We start from the raw sequence: 21889 nt of genomic DNA on the forward strand, positions 1-21889 counted from the left end.
TTTTATCTCCTTCGACTGGTTTGAAAACTGGGTTGAAAAACATCGGATGCGGTCCTGCCGACCGCTCCGCCTGCATGGTTCTCCGGCATCGGTCCGAACGCTGGCGGACCGATACGTTTTGCTGCTTTGGGATCCCGGGTGCCTTGCTTCATCTCACACGCCGAAGATCGTGTGGGTATTGCCGGGGTTGTAGGCAAGGTTCTGCAGATACAGGGTGTAGACCGTATTGCCCGCTCCTGCGCCATCCAGATCGACCACCAGCTTGGTGGAACTGGTGTTGTAGGAGGAAGCCTGGACATAGGTACTGAGATTGTCCTTGGTGACGTTCTGAGCGAAGACCGCCACCTTGTCCTGCCCCAGGGTGAAGTCCGAGACCGTTGCCACCAGCCTGCTCGAATCGCTGGTGCCGAAACCGCCCAACACCAACGTATCCTTGCCGATGCCAGTCTGCACCACGGTATTGGCACCGCCGGCCGTCACCGACAGCTGGATCTGGTCGTCCCCGGCTCCGCCCTTGAGGGATTCCAGCTTCTGCGGTACCCAGTACCAGCCCAGGGTCTGATTCTGGACAACGGTGGTCTGGCCGTTGTTGACACCGGCGCTGGTGTTGGTGGCGGTGATGGTCAGGTCGTGGTACATGCCGGGAGCCAGCACGTTGGCCGGCGTGGTGAGCGAGAAGTCGCCGGCCTTGACCTCGCCGAACACGATCACCTTGCCGCCCATGCTCACCGAAATCAGGTAAGTATCGTTGGTGCCCGCCCCGCCGACCGTGCCGGAGAAGGTCAGGTTCTGATCCAGGCCGGTCAAGGTGGCGGCGCTGGTCGGGGTCTCGGCGATCATCGCGTACTTGGTGCTCGACGCGTTGATGGGCTGGGTATCCGGCGTTTCGCCGTTGACCCGCAGGTTGCCCAGCAACGGTGCCACCGCGCCAGCTGCCAGCGTGACATGCACATCGTTGCCCACCACCAAGTTGCCTGCCGTGTCGCTGAATCTGGTCTGGATGACATGCTCGCCGGCGCTCAGGCTGCCGGTAGTGGTCACATCCAGCGTCATGCCGGCTGTCCCCACATCAGCAGCCGTCAAGGTGCGGCTGCCCAGCAACTTGTCGCCTTCATACAAACCGATCACATCACCGGCACTGGCCTTGGTGCCGTCATAGCTGACCTTGATGGTCGGCTGCGAACTCGGATTGTCGGTCGTCACCTGATACAGCAGGCGCACATTGCCGATATCGTAGTTCTGAGTGGCAGTGGGCGACTTGTAGGAGAAGACATCGGTATTGGCGGCATAGAAGCCATCCAGCGCACTGAGCAGAAGTTGATGGCCATCCGGGGAAACAAACTTGAAATTCTCCCCCTTGGCATAGGGCCCACCCTGATGCACCACGGCGAAGGTGGTTCCCAACCCGAAGCCATTCGGGAAGGAATACACGCTGTTGAAGTGCTTCTCGGTCGTGTTGTCATTCGTCGTGATGGCCATTCCGCCCCATTCCGCATACATCCCCTTGAGCGAGGAAATGAAGCTCGCTGCCGTCATGTCCGCGGGCAGCAGGCTGGTGAGATCGGCACTTTCACCCGAATGAAGGTTATGGGGATTGGTGCTACCCATGATGTCCGGCACGGTCAAGGTCTTGTAGCTGACCTGCTTGCCGGATACCAGCGCCGCGCTGATGCTGGCGGGCAGCGTGAGGTCCACCGACAGGTTCGCCACGACGGTATTGCTGTTGCCAGCCTGGTCCGTCAGGGTGATCGAGGCGCTGCGGTCCCCTGCGCTGGGGGTCGCATTCTGGAACTGGATGGCCTTGAGAATGGCGCGTGCCTCCAGCCCGCTCAGGGCGGCCCCCGAGCTCTTGCTGATGCTCAGGCGATGGCCGCTGCCTTCATAGCCGTAAGTCAGCCCGGCTACACCACCCACCGTCTTTCCGGTCACCGAGGGCAGACTGGCATCGAGTGCCAGCGGCACATCCAGCAGCAGCTTGTCATGTTGCAGGTTCAGCTGTGGACCGTCCATCCTGATGACGATGCTACTGATGTCGCTGGTCGGCCAGACCACGATGTCGTGCGCAAACAAGCCTTCTCCGGCCACGGCCTTGGCCCCGTTGAGCGTCTTGAAGGAACTGGTCTGTACATCGACCCGGCTGGTATCGGCATCCAGCACCGGGGCGTGGGTATCGAACCGAATGCTGGCAGTCGACGGGTTGCCCGTCTCGCCGCTGGCGGAAACCAGGCTGACCTGTGCGGTACGCAGTCCGTCATGCGTACTCGAGCCGGCCAGCTTGATGGCTTGCACCACCGACTGCAGCTCGCTACCGCTCCAGTTGCCGTTGTCGCCCTTGCGCAGCGTCAGCGTGCGGCTGGTACTGTCGTAACCGTAGCTCAGGCCGGCGACACCGCCGACGGTCTTGCCGCCCGCTGTAGCCAGGTCGGCGTTGAGGGCCAGTGACGCATCGAGCAGCAAGCGGTCGTTGTCCGGATCCAGTCCCGCGCCGCCCAGCACGACCTTGATCGCCGCCACCTGGGTCAAGGATGGCGCGGCCACGCTGGCGTCAAAGGCCACTCCAGCTGCCAGTTGTGCAGCATCGGTGAGGTTGAGGCTGGAACTGATCTGCAATCCGGCTGTACCCGGATCCAGATCCAGCATCAGGGCATCGCTGCCTACTGAGAGAATGGCTTGCATGCTGGGGCCGACCAGTCCGGCATCGTCACGCAGGTTGAGGGTGATGACGCGGCTGCCGGCCGTGGGCGTCAGGTTCTGCAGCTTGATGCTCTCCACGATGGCTTCGATCTCGGCAACGCCGAAGGTACCGCCCTTGGACTTCGTGATATTGAGGGTGCGCGTTGCCGTGGTGTAGACGTAGCTGACATCGGCCACGCCGCCCACGGTCTTGCCGCTGACCGGTGCCAGGTTGGCGTCCAGCGCGACCAAGGCATCCAGCAACAGGCGATCATTGGCCAGATCCAGGCCGGGGCCGCTGAAGACCACGTCGATGGCCGAGGCGGTGGCCTTGGCCGGGGGCACCACATTGACCACGAAGGGTGTTCCCGCACGCAGCTCGCTGGCTGAACTCAGGCGCTGGGCACTGGCCTGGATGCCCGTGGTGATGGCATCCATGTCCAGCACCGGCGGCGTGGCCGTGTCGACCATGACACTCAGGCTGCCCTTGGGGCTGACATTGCCCGCTAAGTCGGTCTGTTCCGCCGTGTAGCCCCACGCGATGTCGCGAGTGCCGTTGGCACTGACCACGCTCACGCCGGACAGCGGGACCTCGTTGTCGCTGTCGTCACCGTTTTGCAGCATTTCGGCCAGCAGCAGGGACGCGGTGGTATCGAGTCCGGTCCACGCCGCGACCTTTTCCGGCTGGCCGGCAGGCAGGCCGGCCGCCGTGCTTTCACGGTACCATTCATCACTGCCGGAGCGGTGCGAGATGACGTAGCCGCCCTCCTGCGCAGCCCACACATACCAGGCTGCGGCATCGCTGCCCATGCGATAGACCGGCTTGGACAGATCCAGCAAGCCACTGCCGCTGCCCACGAACTCGCCGCTGAAGGCGTTGAGCAGCGCCGACTGCTCAGCTGCCGAGAGCAGACTGTAGGTCCCGTTCGCGCTGCTGTTGCTGCCGTCGGATTTCTTCAGTCCGCTGATGGTCAGGCTGCCCGACAAGTTCAGCGACCACGCACCGTCGATGGCGGATGCTGTCACCGTGCCCATCGTCGCCCCGTCGTCGCGCTTGACGACGACCTGCGCACCCTTCTCTGCCACGCCACTCAGTGAGAAGCTGCCGGAGGTGGTCATGCTGGCACCGCCTGCGGTCTTGCCGGCCGCGGCGTCCAGCAGGATGGTCGGCGCATCTGCCTTGGTATCGAGCGTGAACTCCACGGTGTCACTCTTGACGCTGTTGTTGCCGGCCACGTCGGTCTGGCGTACCACGACCTTCTTGACGCCATCACCGGTCAACTTGACGCTGCTGCCGGTGCCACGGGTCCAGTTGGCGCCATCGTCGGTGCTGTATTGCCAGGTCGCGCCGCTCTCCAGGCCACTGATATCGAGGGTGCCGTCGCGGGTGATCTTGTCACCGGCCACACCGCTGTCGGTGGCCAGTACCAGTACCGGCTTGGCAGGCAGCGTGGTGTCGAGCGTAAACGACAGGGCATCGCTGGCAGGACCGGCATTGCCTGCAACATCCAGCTGGCGCAGCAGGATGGACTTGAGGCCGTCGCTGTTGCCGGTGCCATCGATGGCGCCCTTCAGCTTGATACTGTTGCCGCTGCCAGTGGTCCAGGTCGTACCGTTGTCGGTGCTGTATTCCCAGACCGCCCCGGCTTCCAGCCCGCTCACATTGACCGTACCGTCATTGGTGATCTTGTCGCTGGCCGACGCCCCGTTGTCCTTGGCCAGGGTCGCATTGACCTTGGCTGGCAGCGTGGTATCGAGGGTGAAGCTGAGCACGGTACTGGAAGCGCCGGTATTGCCGGCCACATCGATTTGGCGCACCTGCACCTTCTTCGCACCATCCGTGTTGCCGGTGCCGTCGGCTGCCCCCTTGAACTTGATGCTGTCACCACTGCCATCGGTCCAGGTGGTGCCGTTGTCGGTGCTGTACTGCCAGCGAGCAGCACCTTCCAGCGCTGTGACGTTGACGGTGCCATTCTGGGTAATGCGATCGGTAGGCGAGCTGCCACTATCATTGGCCAGGGCGACCACCGGCTTGGCAGGCGCGGTTGCATCGAGCGTGAAGCTGAAGCTGTCGCTGGCAGCGCCCTTGTTGCCCGCTGCATCGGTCTGGCGCACCTGGACGGCCTTGTTGCCGTCGCCGGTCAGCTTGATGCTGCTGCCGCTGCCGGCGACCCAAGTGGAGCCGCTGTCGGTACTGTATTCCCAAGCTGCACCGGCTTCCAGGCCTTCCACCTTGACGGTGCCGTCATTGGTAATCCCGTCGCTGGAAGAACTGCCGTTGTCGGCCAGCAGGGACAGGCCCGGCTTGACCGGCGCGGTAGTATCCAGGGTGAAGCTCAGGGTGTCGCTGTTGGGACTGGTATTGCCAGCGGCATTGGTCTGGCGAACCACGACGTTGCGCAAACCATCGGTATTGGTGCCACCATCGATCGCCCCCTTGAGTTTGAAACTGCTACCAGTGCCATTGCTCCAGGTACTGCCGCCATCGAGGCTGTATTGCCAGTTGGCACCGGCCACCAGCTTGCTGACCTTGACCGTGCCGTCATTGGTCAGCTTGTCGGTGGCAGAGCTGCCACTGTCAGTGGCCAGGGCAATGGCGGGCTGCTGCGGCGCGCCGCCATCGAGCGTGAAGCTGAAGACATCGCTGACCGGCCCCACATTGCCGGCCACGTCGATCTGCCGGGCCACCACGTTCTTGTTGCCATCGCCGCCCAGCAGGAAGCTGGTACCGCTGCCGCGCGACCAGTTGATGCCGTTGTCCACGCTGTACTGCCAGGTCGCCCCCGTCTCCAGTCCGGTGATGTTGACCGTACCATCGCTGGTGATCATGTCGTTGATGACGCCGGTATCCCGGGCCAGCGACAGCGCCAGCTTGACGGGGACGGTGCTGTCCAGCGTGAAGCCTAAGCTGTCGCTCACCGGGCCGGTATTGCCTGCGATATCGGTCTGGCGTACCAGCACCGATTTGAGACCATCGACGTTGCCATTGCCATCGGCCGCGCCAGTCACTCGCACACTGGTGCCGCTGCCATTACTCCAGCTGCTCCCGGCGTCGAGGCTGTATTGCCAAGTGGCCCCGGCCTCCAGTCCAGCGACGTTGACGGTACCGTCATTGGTCATGCGATCGGTGGCTGAACTGCCACTGTCGCGTGCCAAAGTGAGCACGGGCTTGGCCGGGGCCGCCGTATCGAGCGTGATGCTGACGGCATCGCTGCTGCTGCCCACGTTGCCGGCCACGTCGATCTGGCGCACGGTCATGGTCTTGTTGCCGTCCGGGAGTCCGGACAGCTTGACGCTGGTGCCTGAACCATTGCTCCAGGTCGTGCCGCTGTCCAGGCTGTATTGCCAGCTCGCCCCGGTTTCAATTCCGCTGACATTGAACGTGGCGTTGTTGGTGATCTTGTCGGTCGGATTGCCGCTGTCGACCGACAGGGCCAGCGAAGGCGCTGCGGGCGGGGTCGTGTCCAAGGTGAAGCTGAACTTGTCGCTGTTGGGACTGACGTTGCCGGCGGCATCGGTCTGGCGTACCAGCATGTTCTTGGCACCATCACTGCCGCCACTGCCATCGGCGGTGCCGGCAAAGCGGAAGCTGGCGGCAGTGCCGTCCAGCCAGGTGGTCCCGTTGTCCAGGCTGTACTGCCAACTGGCACCAGCCTCCAGCTTGCTGACGTTGACCGTACCCTCATTGGTGATGCGGTCACTCGCGTTGCCGCTGTCCTTGGCCAGCGCCAAGGCAGGCTTGGCCGGCAGCGTGGTATCGAGCGTAAAGCTGACCGCATCGCTGGTGGCACCGACATTGCCGGCCACGTCCGTCTGGCGCACGACCACCTTCTTGGCACCGTCGGCGTTGCCAGCGCCGTCCACTGCACCCTTGATCCTGATGCTGCCGCCACTGCCATTGCTCCAGGTGCTACCGCTGTCCAGGCTGTATTGCCAGCTGGCACCGCTCTCGACACCGCTGACGTTGAGCGTGCCGTCGCTGGTCAGACGGTCGCTGCCGCTGCTGCCGGTATCGCGTGCCAGGGTCGCGCTCAGCTTGGCGGGCGCTGCCGTATCCAGGGTCATCACCAGGACCTGCTCCGCGCTGTCATTGCCGGCGCGGTCGGTCTGGCGCACCTTGACGCTGTGTGCGCCATCGCCGGCGATGGTGAAGCTGCCCCCGGTACCCGGCTGATAGTCGCCGCCATCGATCTTGTAGGCCCAGCGGGCAGCGGCTTCCAATCCGGAGACCAGTACCTTGCCGACGCTGGTGATGCCGTCACCCGGGATACCGGTATCGCTGGCCAGCGCCAACGGCGCCGTGAACACGGGCGGCGTGGTATCGATCGTGATGCTATGCGTCACCCGGATGGAGTCCAGTCCCTTGAGCGTGTTGTGCGACTGGATGCCGATGATCTTTTCCACACCATTGGCACCATCCGCCCCCAGCGCCTGCCAGTCGGCTGCGGTGAGCGTATAGCTCCAGTTCCACACGCTGGTGCCGCTGCCCGAATCGCGGGTGGGGATGCCGCTCTTGATGACACTGCCATCCGGATAGAACAGGGTCACCGTGTCGTCCTTGCCGGCGGTACCGGTCAGGGTGACGCCAGCAGTACGCTCGGCCAGGTTGATGATGTCGTCACCGGCGACCGTATTGATGGCCGGCACGTTGGTGACAGTAAAGATGGCGTCGGCCAGCTTGGCCCAGGTGTTGACGCTGCTGCCATCGTCGGCCTGCCGTGCCAGCTGTGCCCGTACCTTGTCCAGATTGCCGGCATTGACACCGGAAATCTTGAGTGCCGCGAAGTCCTCCGCCGTCATCGGCCGGCTATTGTCACCCTGCACGGCAAGGCCCGCCTTGATGGCCAGATCGGCCAGTGCGCTGATCTTGGCGGGCGTACTGACTTCGGTAGCGGTACGGCTGTCGACGATGGAGCTGAGCAGCTGGACGATATTGGCACTTGCGCCAACCGCGCCGCTGTCGAGCGCGAGGATGCCCGAGAGATCCACCCCGATACGCTCAAAATCGCCCTGCTGCGCCAGCTTGCCGTCCCCCGTATTGCTGGGCACGCCATCGGCCTGTGCCAGCAGGCGCGCGTAACTGTCGACCAGCGCCTGAATGCCCGCCACCGAACTGACGCGCGGCCCATCCACAGCGGACGTCGCCAGGGCGGCGACGATGTCTTCCTTGTTGGCATTGGCACCGACCTCGATGACGCCGGTCACGCCCAGGGTCTGGAAATCCGCCACGGTGGGGGCATCGCCGGCGTTGCTGTCGGCATAGGCCACGATGCGGTTGATGGCCGCGCGGGCAGCATTGGCCACGCTCTGCAGCTCGGCCACCGTATCGACATCCGGCTGCGTGCGCGACTGCAAGGCCGCCACCAACGCATCGCTTTCCACGGGCGTCAGTCCATTGATGCCGAGCACCTTGAAGTCGGCCGCACTGAGGGCATCAGCCGGGGAGACCACGTCACCGGTCTGCTGCGCGGCGATCGCCAGCACCTTGTTGGCCACGCTTGCCAAGGCGCTGAGGCTGGCGGGGCTGTCCACAGCAGACGGATTGGCCGCACCATCGACCAGCTGGTTCAGCAACAGCAGGTTGGACGGGTTCGCCAGCTTGTCGGTGAGGGTCTTGTCCAGACCCACGCGGACATAGTCCTGGGCGACCGGCAGATCGGCCGCGGCGGTGCCGAGGCTGCCATCGGCCAGGGCCAGCAGCTTGGCGTAGCTGTTGACGATACCCTGCACCAGATCGGGCGTGCCAGCCTGGTCGGCTCCGACCGGGCCGGAAGCCAGCGCCTTGTTGGTCGCGGTCAGGATGCTGTCAGCCACGGCCTTGGGCGCGGTTGGCAGCAGCACGCCCATGTCGGCGTAGTCCTGCGCCATGGGCATGGGGCGGGTGTTGTCGCTGGCATAGTCACGGATCTTGTCCTGTGCCGTCACGGCCTTGTCGACCAGGCTTTGCAGTCCCGGCAAGGTATTGATGCTCGCCAGCTTGTCGGCCGGCAGCTGCTGCAGCTTGGCCAGTACGGCAGGCATGTCCTTGTCGCTGAGTCCGGTCACGCCCAGCCGTTCAAGGTCGGTGCGGGCCGGAGCGCTGCCTCCCACGGCGGCAGGGCTATCCAGCACCAATGCGACGGTATCGGCCAAGGCCAGTACTTCGGCGGGGGTATCGACCTCCTCGGCCTTGCGCCCATCGACCACCGAGTTGAGCAGCGACAAATAATCGCTCTTGGCGCTGGCCCGGCCCACGCCGGACAGGTCGGCACCCAGCAGGCGGTAATCCTCCAGGATGGGCGCTGCTGCCGGCGCATTGGCCACGCCATCGGCCAGGCCCAGCAGCTTGCCGGCGCTGTCCACGATGCCCTGCACCAGTTCGGCCGTCGCCGCGCGCGTGCCATTGACGGCGCTGGTGGCCAGCGCCGAGAGGACGGCAAACAGGCCCTCGGGCATGGCGTCCGGGCGGTCCGGCGTGGCGCTGGCGTACTTGCCCACGCCCACCACGCCCATGTCAGCAAAGTCTTGCGCCACCGGGGTGATGCTGTCCGAACCGGCCTGGGCCACGGCACCCGAACTCTGGCGCTCGGCATAGGCCATGATCTTGGCCTGGGCCGCACGGGCAGCGGAACCGATGGATTTCAATTCAGCCAGCGTATCGACATCGGCCGGCGCATGGGCCTTCAGGGCGGCCATGAAGGCCGACAGCGAGGCGGCATTGACGTCGGCGTTGGCACCGGTACTGCTCAATCCGAGAGTGGTCAGTTCGGCCACCGTGATAGCGGCGGGTGCGTTCTCCGGCTTCACATCGGCATCGGCCTGCCGCATCACGCGATTGACGATGTCCACCAGGTTCAGTGCATTGATCTTGCCCAGGTCGGACACCGAGGCGAAATTGGGCCGCGCATTGAACACCTCATTGAGCAGTTTGACGTGGGCCGGTCCATTATCGACGCCCATGCCCAGCGCATGGAATTCGTCCACGGTCAGCGGTGCTCCAGGCTTCGGGGTGCCATCCGCATTGACCGCATCGGCTGCCGGACGACTGGCGTCGGACATGATGCTGCTGGCCGAGGCCAGATTGCGCAACTTGGCAGCCGCCGTAGCCATGGTCTGGATCTGCGCCAGGTTGAGACCGGGCAGCGCATCGGGCGTGACGGCCTTGAGGCCGGAGTTGACCAGTCCCAGGGTGGAGGGCGTAGCGCCGTCGATCTGGGCCATCAGGTTCTTCACGCCCAGCGTCTGCAAATCGCCCGAGGTGGGTGCGGCCGCCCCTGCACTACCGGCGGCATACGCCACCACCCGGCCGGCAAGCGCTGCCAGGTCACCAATCTTGGCAGGCGTAGAGACGGTGCTCTTGTCAGCCGGCTGCGCATCGAGCGCGCTGGTGAGCACATTGAGGGTAGCCTGCGCCCGCGCGGCATCGGAGGGCGACAAACCAGGTGCTGCCGAGTCCGGCAGACGGTTGGCCGGCACGCCGATGCGCAGCAGTTCTTCGCGGGTGATGGGCGTAGCCAGATTGCCGGCCACGCCATCGGCGGCCTGCAGCACATGCTGGTAAGCGTCGACGATGGCTTGCAGCTTGCTCTTGCTGTCCACCAGGCTGGAGTTGGCCAGGGCCTTGACGGAGGCATTGATGCAGGCAAGTGTATCGGCACTGACGCCACTCACGCCGGCACGTGCATAGTTGTCCACCGTGGGAGACAGCACGCGGTCCACCGCGCCCAGCGCCGCGTCGGTATTGTTCACGCCGTCGGCATAGTTGCGGATGATCTTCAAGTCCTTCAGCAAGCCATCCACCAGGCCCTGCAGGCGGGTGCTGCTGTCGATCCGGTTGACGTCGCTGCCGGCCACCAGCGCCTGCACGCTGGGCAGGAAGGCCGCATCGAGCCCCTGCACGCCCAGGTTGCTGAAATCATCGAGGCTCAATCGGGCCGCAGCAGTCGCGTTGCCGGCGGCAGCGATCATCTTGCCGGCCGATGCACTGACCACATCGATGCGTGCGGGCGTGGCGACCTGGTCGCGGCTCAGCGCGTCCAGGGCGGTGGCCAGCAAACTGATGGTGTGGCTGTTGGTGGCCGCACTCACGCCTACGCCGATGCTTTCCAGTTCGGTCTCGGTGGGTACTGCCCCCGTGCCGATCGGATCGGGCGTGGCACGCGTACCGTCAGCGGCGGCCAGGATCTTCATGTAGGTGCTGGCAATGGCCTGCACCAGCGGCTGGGTGCTGGCGCGAACGCCGTCCACGACCGTCGTCGCCAGAGCCGCATTGATGGCCGACACACTGCTGCCTGTGACACCGTAGACGCCCATGGCCGTGTAATCGTCGGCGGTGGGTACACCCAGCGTGGCGCCAGTGTTGTCCTGGGCGTAGGCACTGATCTTGGCCAGGGCATCGACCGCCTTTTGCGCCAGCGCCGAGATTGCGGCCAGCGACTTGATCTGGCTGCCGTCGGTCCCGCTGGTGCCGATGGCCGCCAGGATGGCCCCTTGCTGCCCCGGGGTCCGGCTGCTGATGTCCACCCCAAGCAACTGCAGATCGGCCACGCCAGGCGCGGCTGTGCCGGGCAGGCGCGCGGCGCTGTCCATGAGCTTGTTGACCACGTCCAGCAATGCCTGCAGCTTGTCCAGCGTATCGACGCGGGACAGCGCCATGCCATCGATGGCACTGCCCAGCAGTGCTGCACCCGAGCCATCCGGGTCGGCCGCAGCAGCGGAATGCCCCAGGTCCAGGCCGAGGGCCGCATAGTCGGCGGCAACCGGCAACTGGCTGGCCTCGGTATTGGCACTGGCATCGGCCACGGCAGTGATCTTGGCAACGGCATCGGCGGCTTTTTGCAGTTGTGACTGATCCTTCACCTTGTCGGCGCCCAGCCGCGATAGTGCGCCATCCAGCAATCCCTTGTTCTGAACATTCAGACCAGAAAGCCCGATGGCCGCATAGTCATCCAGCGAGGGCGCTGCGCCACCGGCCACGCTGCCGGCGACGATATGAGCGTAGGCATCCACGATGGCCTTGAGCTTGGCGGGGTCACCAGCCAGTGCGGCGGTGATGGCTTTGCTGGCCAGCGTGGTGTTGACTGCGCCCAGATTGTCGCTGCCGACCAGCGCCGATCCATCGGCCTTGACCAGGCCGATGGCCAGGTAATCTGCAGCGCCGGGGACGGGCTTGCTGGCGTCATCGGCATAGGCACTGATCTTGGCCTGGGCCTTGATGGCCTGGCTCGCCAGCGCCTGCACTTCGGCCAGGCTGTCGACGGCACTGGCGGCCTGCGCCGAGACTGCGCTCAGCACGGCAGCAGCGGCCGCATTGGAGGCCGTGGCAGGCATCACGCCCAGCGCGGCCAGATCGGTAGCGGCCATGCTGGTGGGCAGACGATCGCCGGCGAACACCTGTGCCTTGCCGGCCAGCGTCAGCAGACCTTGTGCCGTGGCCAGCAGGCCCTCCAGCCTGGTCGGAGTATTCATCACGGACTTGCTGGCCTGCTGGTCCAGCGCGGTCTGCAACAGGTCCAACGCTGCCGGACGAGTGGCGGCATCGACCGTCACCCCTACCCCGCTGAGCAAGGTACTGAACGCAGCTCGCGTGGTATCGGACAGAGCCGGTGTATCGGCCCGGCCGTTGACCAGGGCAAAGAGCTTGTCCCAGTTGTCGAGGATGGCTTGCAGCTTGGCGGGCGTATCGATCTGGGCGGCGCCAAAGGCAGCCGTGAGCAAGGTAGCGGAAGCACCGATGGCCTTGTCAGCCTCGACACTGGCCGGCACGTTCAGGCCCATGGCCTTGAAGTCGTCGGCGGTGGGACGGCCGCTGTCTTCCGGGAATCCGCCTGGTACCGCCTGCAGTTCCGCATAGGTCTGGATCTTCTGGTAGGCCGTGAGCGCGGTGGAGACCACGGTCTGCAGCTTGGCGAAGGTATTGACGTCGCTGCCATTGTCGGCACCGGCGCGGATGGCATAGAGCGCCGCCGCGATGGCCGCCGGCTTTTGGGCTGCCAGCGTGCCGCCATCGGCGCTGGTCAAGCCCAACTGGCCCAGTTCGGCCACGGTCAGGCGCGGCGTGTCATCGCTAGCCTGGGCCTGCACCAGTATCTTGTTGACCAGCACACCCAGCGCATTGATCTTGGCCGGGGTGTTGACGGCCTCCGGCAGCTTGCCGCCGATGACGCCATCCAGCAAGCCCTGTGCGGCGGCGTCGGTGGCCTTGCCGGTGGGGGCAGTCACGCCCTCCACGGCCGCGCCGATGGCCTTGAATTGCGCCGAGGTGATGGCCGGGCCGGTATCGGGCGCCATACCATTGGCGCGCGCGAGAATGGCCAGATAGGCGTCGACCACCTGCTTCACGTGGGGCGGCGTGTCGGCCTGGGCGGCGTTGATCGTGCCGGTGCGCAGGGCAGCATTGACGGCCGCCACGTTATCGGCCGTGACCAGCGGCGCGCGCACGCCGCTGGCATCGGCCACCGGGTTGACCAGGCCGATGCTGCGGTAATCGTCCGCCGAGGGCGTCGTGGCCACATCAGTGGCCGAGACTGCGTCGTCGGCGTAGAGCCGGATCTTGGTCTGTGCCGCGTCGGCGCGATTGACCAGCGCTTGCAGCTTGGCCAGGGTGTTGACCTCGGAGCCATCCTTCCTGCTGCCCGCGATGGCCGCCAGGATCGCCGGCCAGTTCTGCGGGCTGCCATCGGGATTGTGCGCCACGCTGGCCAGGCTCACGCCCAGCTTGCCCAGCTGAACCGGGTCCAGCGGCGGATTGGCTACGCCGCCGGCCGCAGTGACCATCAGTGACTGAATCAAATCCAGCAGTTGCGCCAGTTTGTCCGGCAAGGCAATCGGACGGCCGGACTCATCGGTGCTGAGCGCGCTCAGCGTATTGGCGTCCACCGTGTCGGCCAGCATCGCCACGCCGGTCGCTCCGGCGGCGTCGAGCTTGCTTTTGGCCAGACCCAGGGCCATGAAATCGGCGGCGCCGGGCTTGGGCGAGGCATCGCCGGCGATGCCATTGGCGGCATCCACCACGTGCTGGGCGGCGATGATCAGGCCTTGCAACTGATCCGGCGTCTGCACCTGGGCGGCCGAGATGCTGGCCGACTTCAGGGCGTCGTTGATGGCATTGAGGTACGGCGTGCTGCTGCGGCTGCCATCGACCGGCAGTTGCAGGCCCAGCGCATCGAAATCGGCGACCACAGGCGCATCGCCGCCGTCATCGCGGGCGAACTGGACGATCTTGCGCCCGGCGACGGTGGCTGCATCCATCATGCCCTGCAGCGCGGCGACGGTGAGCGCGCCACTGCCGTCATCAGCAGTGGTCTGCAGCTTGTTGAGCAGGGCCGCCAGGCTGTTGCCGTCGACCCCGGTCAAGCCCAGCGCACTGAGATCGGCCGGCTTGAGCGCGCTGCTGACCGGGGGATATTGCACCGGGTAGCGATCTGGCAGCGGCGCGACCGCGGCGACCTGCATGAGCTGGTCCACGGTCTGCGCCAGCCGATTGAGCTCGGCCACGCTATCGATCTTGCTGCTGCCGCTTTGTGCATGTACGGCGCTGTTGAGGAGGGCCAGCCCGCTTACTGCAGTGGACACGATGGCGTGCGGCATGGCCACGCCGATGGTTTGGTAGTCGCTCAGCTGCGGTGCATCTGCTGCCCCACCGGCACCATTGACGTAAGCCAGCACCTTGGCATAGCTGTTGGCGATGGCCGTGAGTTGCTCGATGCTGCGCACACCGCTCACATCGTGGGTGGCGGCATTGTCTGCCGAGCTGGGCAGATTGGTGGCCGGGTCGATGTTGTTGCCCTTGACCCGGACTGCGTCGAGGAAGGCTACCTGCACGGCTTCACTGGTAATGGCACCCAGGCCGAGCGCCTGCAAACTTTTCAGGCTCAGGCTGGTGCTGGAATTGCCGACCACGGGATCATCCTTGCTCTCTCTGGCAGTGCGAATGAGGTCGGACGCCGTGGCTGCCAGTGCAGCCAGTTTGTCGGGAGTGTCCACGCCCTCGCGGCGCTGCGCCGCTACCGCACTGTTGAACAAGGCCAGTTTGTCGGCATCGACCTTCTCCAGCGACCTGGTGCCGCCGAGGGGGCCGGCCAGCTTGCCCATGCCGATGAGCGTATTGCTCAGCGGTACGCCGATGGCCAGGTATTGCTCGGGCTGCAGGGCCGCACCGGAGGCATCGCCGCTCTTGCCATCGGCAGCTGCCAGGATGGCGTTGTAGGCCGAGACGATCACCTTGAGCTTGGCGCGGCTATCGACGTCGCCCCGCTCCAGCTTGGCGACGGCAGCATTGATGCTGGCCAGGTTGCTGCTGTCGACCGTGGCGGCCCCCACGCCGCGGTCCACGCCCACGTCGTGATAATTGGCCACGGTCGGCGCCGGGTTGCGGTCGCTGTCCTCGGCATAGTTCATGATCACCAGCAGCGCTTCATTGACGCCGTTGATCAGGTTCTGCAGCGGCGCCACGGTCGAGAAGCTGGCAATGCCGGCGGCATGCACGCGTGCCAGGACCAGTTCCAGGTTGCCATCGCTGCCGGTATCGACGCCGCTCACACCCAGGGCGCGGAAGTTGGCCTGCCAGCGGGCGCGGTCATCGTCGGTTGGCACCGGCACAACACTGGCCGCTGGCTGTGCGGCCAGCTGCAGGAGCTGGTCGACAGCCTGGCCGATCTGTTCGATCTCGGCCACGGTATCGATCTGGGAACGCGCCTTGCGCTTGAGAACGTCATCGGTGAGCTTGAGCCGGGCGTCCTGTTCGGCGGCACTGCCCGGGCTCACCGTCAGGCCCGGCAGATGCGCGCCGATGGCGCTGAACTCGGCAAGCGACGGATCGCTGCCGGGGGTGGCATCGGGCACCTTGTCCAGATCGCCCGCCAAGCCACCGGCAGCCGGTTCGGCTTCGTTGGCTTCGGCCAGGATGCGGGCATAGGCATCGACCATGGCCTGCAGCTTGGCCGGGCTGGCCAGCTTGGCATAGTCGGCCCCATCCAGGGCATTGGCCACCGCCTTGGCGACGGTGGCATCGGCGAGGTTGACGCCGGCCGCCTGCAAGGCTGCCAGCGCATCGCTGAACTGATCCGCAGCTGTGGCGCTACCGGCCACGCCGTCAGCCAGGTGGCTGATCTTGACCAGCACATCAACGCTGGCCTGCAGGTTGCTGACATCGGCTGCCGCCGCAGGCGTGAAAGCATCGATCACGCTCTGCATGTTCGACACCAGCAGCGCCTGTACCGCCGGATCAGCGGAGGGCAGGCCGGTCACACCGAGTTTGACCAGCACATCGGCCGTGATGGCCTGCGCGGCGGGGCTGGTCGTCCCATCGGCAGACGCTGCGCCGTCAGCAGCGGCCATGACGAGGTCATAGGCATCCGCGATGGCGGCCAATTTTGCCGGAGGATTCACTTGCGCGGCACCAATGGTGACGGTTTGCAGCACGGAATTGAGGGCCTTCAAGGCCAGTTCCGGGCTCGCATGCGGCATGTGGACCGACAAGTCCAGGCCGATGCTGCGCAAGTCGGCCGGCGTCGGTGCCGCGGCCTTGGCCACGCCGTCGGCATAGGCCTCGATCTTCAACTGCGCTTTGGCCGCATTGTCGGCCAGGGCTTGCAACTTGAGACCACCGGCCGGCAGCAGACCCGTCAGGGCGCTACCGTCATCCGGGCTGGCGGCGATGGCGGAGAGCACCGCCGGGAAGGTATGCGCATCCAGCCCGGTGATACCGGCACCGGACAGTTCGGCCTGGGTCACCAGTGCATCGCCGATGCCACCCTTGGCCTGAGCGATCAGGTGCTGTGCCGTGGCCGCCACCTGGGATAGCGCCGGCAGCGTATTGACGCTGGCCGGCCTGGCGACGTCGATCAAGGTATTGAGCATGTCCAGCAAGGGTGAGGCCTTGCCCTGCGCATCCGGTTGCAGCGCGGCCACCAGATCGGCGGGCAGGCCGACCCGCTGGTAATCCTGCGGTTGCGGCAGCGCAGTGGCATTGCCGGCACGGCCATCCGCCGCCGCCAGGATACGGGAGTAGGCATCCACGATGCCCTGCACCAGGGCCGGCGTGGCGGTCTGCGCCGATGTCACCGGCGTGCTGGCCAGGGCCGAATTGATCGCCTCCAGCTTGTCGCCACTGACACCACTCACGCCGATGGCGGCATAGTCGGCCACCACAGGCGCTGCGTGAGTGGCATCGTCGGCATAGGCATTGATCTTCACTTGCGCCTGCAGTGCGGCGTCCACCAGTGCCTGCAACTTGGCCAGGGTATTGATGCCGCTGCCATCATCGGCAGAAGCAACGATGGCTTGTGCGACCGAGGCTTGCAGGGCATCGTTGAGATTGACCACGCCCAGCATGCCCAGCTTGGCCTTGAGGTCGGCGGCCTTGTCGGCCGCGGTGCTGCCACTCAGGCCGCTGTCGTCGCCGGCCGCCAGCGCACCGATGGCATTGCCGGCGATGACCAGCTGGCTGACCGTGGCGACGTTGAGCAGGTCGCGCGGGTTCTTGCCGATCAGTGCCGAATTGATGAGTCCCTTGATGTTCTCGTCATGAGGCGCAGCTGCGCCGATGCTGGCGAAGTCCTTCAGGAGCGGCTCGGCATGCTGCACGCCCGTTCCCGCTGTCTGGCCCAGAATGCGGCCGAAGGCGTCGGCAATGTCCTGCAAACGGGCAGGGTCGCTCACCTGCCGGCCATCCACGGCGGGAGTGGCCAACGCGGAATTGAGGGCGTTCTGGTGCAATTCATCGTCCACACCGTGGATACCCAGCGCGCGATAGTCCGCCAACAGCGGCGCAGCTTGTTCGCCGTCATCGGCATACGCCACGATCTTGGCCGAGGCCGCCAGCGCCCGGGCGGCCACCTCACTCACCATGGCGGGAGAACGCAGCCCGGCACCGTCATCGGCGGTCCCGGCGATGCCCGACAGCACCACCGGCAGCTGTGCTGCCGTCACCGGTGTCGCCAGGCGCAACTGATTCAGTTCGTCCGCGCTCAGCGCGACCGTCTGCCCTGCCCCCAAGGCCAGCACCCGGGCGGCCACACTGGCCAGCGCTTGCAGCTTGTCGACGCTATCCACCCCCGGGCGGGCCGTCGCATCCAGTACCTGGTTGAGCAGGTTCAAGGCATTGCCGCGCGCCGCACCGGCAGCCGGGAGCAAGGTCTGCAGCGCCTGTACTCCGATGCGTGCATAGTCGTCGGCTGCGGGAAGCTGCTGTGCATTGCCGGGCACGCCATCGGCGGCGGCCAGGACCAGGTTGTAGGACTGCACCAGGGCACCCAGCTTCTTCCAGGACGAGATCGGCTCCACGCCGACCGCCTTGACGGCACTGTTGATCCTGGCCAGGTTGGCTGCCGTGACCTGCGTGGCGCTGTTGCCGGTCAGCAGTACGCTCTGGTAGTCGCTCAGGTCCGGCTCGGTCTGCGTAGGACGCAGCGGATTGATGGGATTGACGCCCTTGGCATAGTTGAGGATGGTCTGCAAGGAACCGATCTTGCCCGTGACCAGCGCCTGGACCTCGGCCAGGGTATCAATCTCGCCCACGATGCTGCCGTTGGCGCGCAGCTCCTGCGGCACGCTGTTGAGGCTGGCGGCCACTTCGGCCACGTTGTCGTCGCTGGTACCGGTCACGCCCAGACGGGCAAAATCGTCCGTCTTCAGCGGATCGGGCAGCGTCTGTCCGGCCGGCAGCGCTGCCTGCGCCGCCAGGCGCTGGGCGGCCTGGGCCAGGTCACTGATGGCGGCCACCGAGGCAACGTCGGCCGCCGTCTTGCCATCGATGGCACCGCTGAGGATGCGGGCCCCCGCCACCGACAGGGGTGGCACCACGCCCAACGCTGCATAGTCAGCTGCGACTGGATAGGACGACAGATCGCTGTTGCCCGGTTTGCCATCGGCCAGGGCTTGTACCTTGTAGTAAACGTTGACCGTATTCTGGATCTGCGCAATGGAATCAGACGCCGCCTGCGGCAAGGCCTTCAGGGCATCGTTGATGCTCTGCAGCTGCTGCGCATTGCTCACGCCGACCACCCCCATGGCCTTGAAGTCGGCCAGTGTCGGTGCCGGGTTGGCGGGATCGTCGCCATACACCGAGGCCTTGGCCACGGCCGCATCGGCGGCCTTGATCGCGGCACTCACCACGGCCTTCAGCGACAGCGCATCGCTGACCTGGTCAGGGTCGGCGGTGGCGGCCACGGCATTGATGATGGCGGGCACATAGTTCTTGTCGACGGGCGTGGCCATGACGCTGTCCAGGCGCGTGCTGCCGTCGGCGTTGACCAATGCGGCGCGGGCCTGCGCCATGGCGTTGTCTTCCGCCGTCTGCGCGCGCGTCAGCGCGGCCTGGGCGGTGGCCAGCGCGGCCTGCTTGGCCGACCGGCTCAGGGCATCGGCAGCATCGAATACGGCTTGCGCCACGGCGACCGCCGAGCGGGCATCGTTGACGGCCTTTTCACTGCTGGCCAGCAGCACCGTGTGCTCGATCAGGCCGCTGCTATCGACCACGAAGCGCTGCGTGCTCTCGCTGAAATTGCCGGCCACATCGATCTGGCGCAAGTCGATCTGCGCCTTGCCGTTACCGGTGATGGTGTCGCCATTGAGCTGCAGGCGCTCACCGGCCTTGAGGCGATACCAGGTATCCGGCTTGATGTCCTGGGCGGCACCGCTGACCGGCAGCAGTTGCAGCGTGCGCGCATCGGTTCCGTTGCCTGATGCCAGGCGGAAGTGCAGCTCGGTGCCGCCTTCCATCATCCCCGGCACGGAGAGTTGCGCGCCCGGCTGGCGACTCACACCATCACCGCTGCTGAGGCCATCGTCCTTGCCGGCCACGAACTGCAGGGCAGGACGCGCAGGTGCTACGGTATCCAGCGTGAACTGCAGCGTCTCGGCACCGGTATTGGCATTGCCGTAGCCGCCGGTGTAGGACGCACCGACCTGCACCACGCGTGCCTTGACCCAGTTGCTGCCGGTGGTACTGGCCACGTCGCTGGCGATGTAGTCGACCTCGCCGCGTGCATTGCTGCCGCCTTGGGTCAGCTTGCCGGCTTCCTTCCAGCTGCCGAACAGGGGTTGGCCGTTGACGTCGGCCGCCGTGGCCACGGCAAACTGCAGCCGTTCGTCGCCGGAGAGGGCCTTGGTGAGCCGCACACGCAAGCTGCCGTCCTGGGTGACCTTGTCGCGGTCGCCTTGCGTGGCGGGCACGCGCAGCGGGTCATCGCCGCCCCGCCCGCTGTAGCTGCTGTCGGTGACCAGCGCGGGTGCCGGCTCGGCAAAATTGGTCATGCCGGCCGGTGGGGTGAGATCCACGCGTACATCATTGTTCTTCCACACCGTGTAGTTGGTGCGGTTGTTGTAGCCGTCCGAGACGGTCACCTCGGCCACGATGGGCTGGGAGTGATCGAGCTGCAACAGCTGCTGGGTGGTCTCGTCGTCGGAGAACAGCACCGCCTGACCGGCCGCATCGGCCCGCGCGGTCGGCAGGCTGATGCGCAGGTCATGGCCCAGGGTGTCCTTGCCATCCAGGACCACGCTCACGCCCGCAAAGGGGGGCGTGTTCACGCTCAAGCCCCCTTCCAGGAAATCTCCCTGGTCCAGCTGCAGGGTGGAGCTGAGCGGCGCGCTCTGCCACAGCTCGGGATTGCTCATGACGGCCTGCTTGATCAAGAGCGTCGGCTCCGCGATGGCGACGTGGTTCTGCTGCAGGTAGGCCGCCACGGTGGAGCCGCCGGCCAGCTTCTGCAGGGTGTCGTAACGCGTCTGTGCGGCGGCCACCGCCTCCTCGGTGCTATCCGGATCGTGAATGATCTTGAGCAGCGGTTCGCTGAACAGGTGGGACTGCATCAGGTTGGACGAGGCCAGTGACTGGCCGCGCACATTGGTGGCCCACTTCAGCGCGCTATTGCTGTCGTCGACGAACTGCAAGGCGTTGGCCAGCTTCCTGATCGCGTCGATCTGGGCCGGATAAGCCTTGGGGTCCAGCGCAGACAGGTTGGAGATGGCCTTGAGCGCCGCCCCGTAGTTGTAGGCTTCGCTGCTGATGCCCGGATTGAAGCCGGGATTGACCACCACCTGGCCATTGACATTCTGGCTGGCGGTCGGCACCACTTCGCCGCCGATGGCATCGACCTTGAAGAAACCGCCCACGGCATTGTTGATCGCGGCAATGCGCTCGGCGCTGAGGTCCGGTACTTCGGAGGGATTGAGCATGCCCACGTCCATCCCTGCCTTGATGACGGCCAGTTCGGTCAGCGCGGTGACGTTGACGTCCTGGCTGGCACCGGTGGCGGTGACCAGTGCACGCAGTACGGTGTTGCCGAGGTCGGTCAGCTTGTGGGTGGCTTCGTCGGCATAGTTGTCGGGCAGGCCGGGGGTGTTGTCGCTGATGACCACCAGCACGGTACCGCGATAGCCTGGCTTGTTGAGCACCAGCGAGTAATGGCCATCGATCACCTGCGCTGCAGCGCTGATGGCATGTCCCTGGTCGTCATAGGCGATGGCCGTGGCATTGTTGAGCGGGCCCAGCATGGCCGCGCCCGAGATGGTCGGCTTGATCTCCGGCTGGCTGGACGCGCCCGTCCCTGACGCTGCCCCGCCGGCGGCACCGGCACCGCTGCTGGCACCGCCACCGGTGGCCGCATTGCTGGCTGCCGCAGCACCGCCGCCCCCACCACCACCCGCCGCTGCCAGCAAGGCCAGCACGCCGGCGGCCACCGGCCATTGCACGCCCCAGTTCTTTTCGTGCTGCGAGTTGATCTCGACATCGGCGAGCTGCTGCTGGTTGTCGGGCGACTTCAGCGGTGAAAACTCCGGAGCCGCCGTATTGCCGGCATCGCCGCTGCTGGCCAGGGTGGCCTGGGGAGCTTTTTCCCCTTCCTCGGCGATGACCGGCTTGTCGGACTCGTCCTCTTGCTTGCGTACCTTGTCGGTCTTGGTGTTGTTCTGGTTGTAGCGCGTGATTTCCTTGGAGCTGACCGTCAGGTTGGCCTCGGGCGAGACATTGATCTGGTCGATCTGCTGGAAAACCCGTCCCAACTGCAGTTGCCCGTCGGCGAACTGCAGCTGGGTATCGGGCGCGCTCAAGGCCTGCATGGCACCGCCGCTGATGATGATGCGTTCGCCATTGGCGAAGACGAACAGCAGATCCACATCCAGTGCGCGCACATCCTTGATCGCACGGATGGAGATTTTCTTCAGAAACTCGGCGGCTTCGGAAAGCTTGAGGACGGTAGTGGTCATGGTGATTTCCCTCTCTTATGTATTTTGA

General features: G+C 65.5%; 1 protein-coding gene. It reads right to left on the reverse strand.

Annotated features, from left to right (window positions below):
• Nucleotides 1-153: 153 nt before the first annotated feature.
• Nucleotides 154-21861 (reverse strand): Ig-like domain-containing protein, encoded by a 21708-nt coding sequence (locus MKD49_RS00955; RefSeq protein ID WP_252695187.1) that lies wholly within the window; start codon nucleotides 21859-21861, stop codon nucleotides 154-156.
• Nucleotides 21862-21889: the final 28 nt, after the last annotated feature.

It is taken from the genome of Herbaspirillum sp. WGmk3 (assembly GCF_023952535.1).
Taxonomy (GTDB): domain Bacteria; phylum Pseudomonadota; class Gammaproteobacteria; order Burkholderiales; family Burkholderiaceae_D; genus Herbaspirillum; species Herbaspirillum huttiense.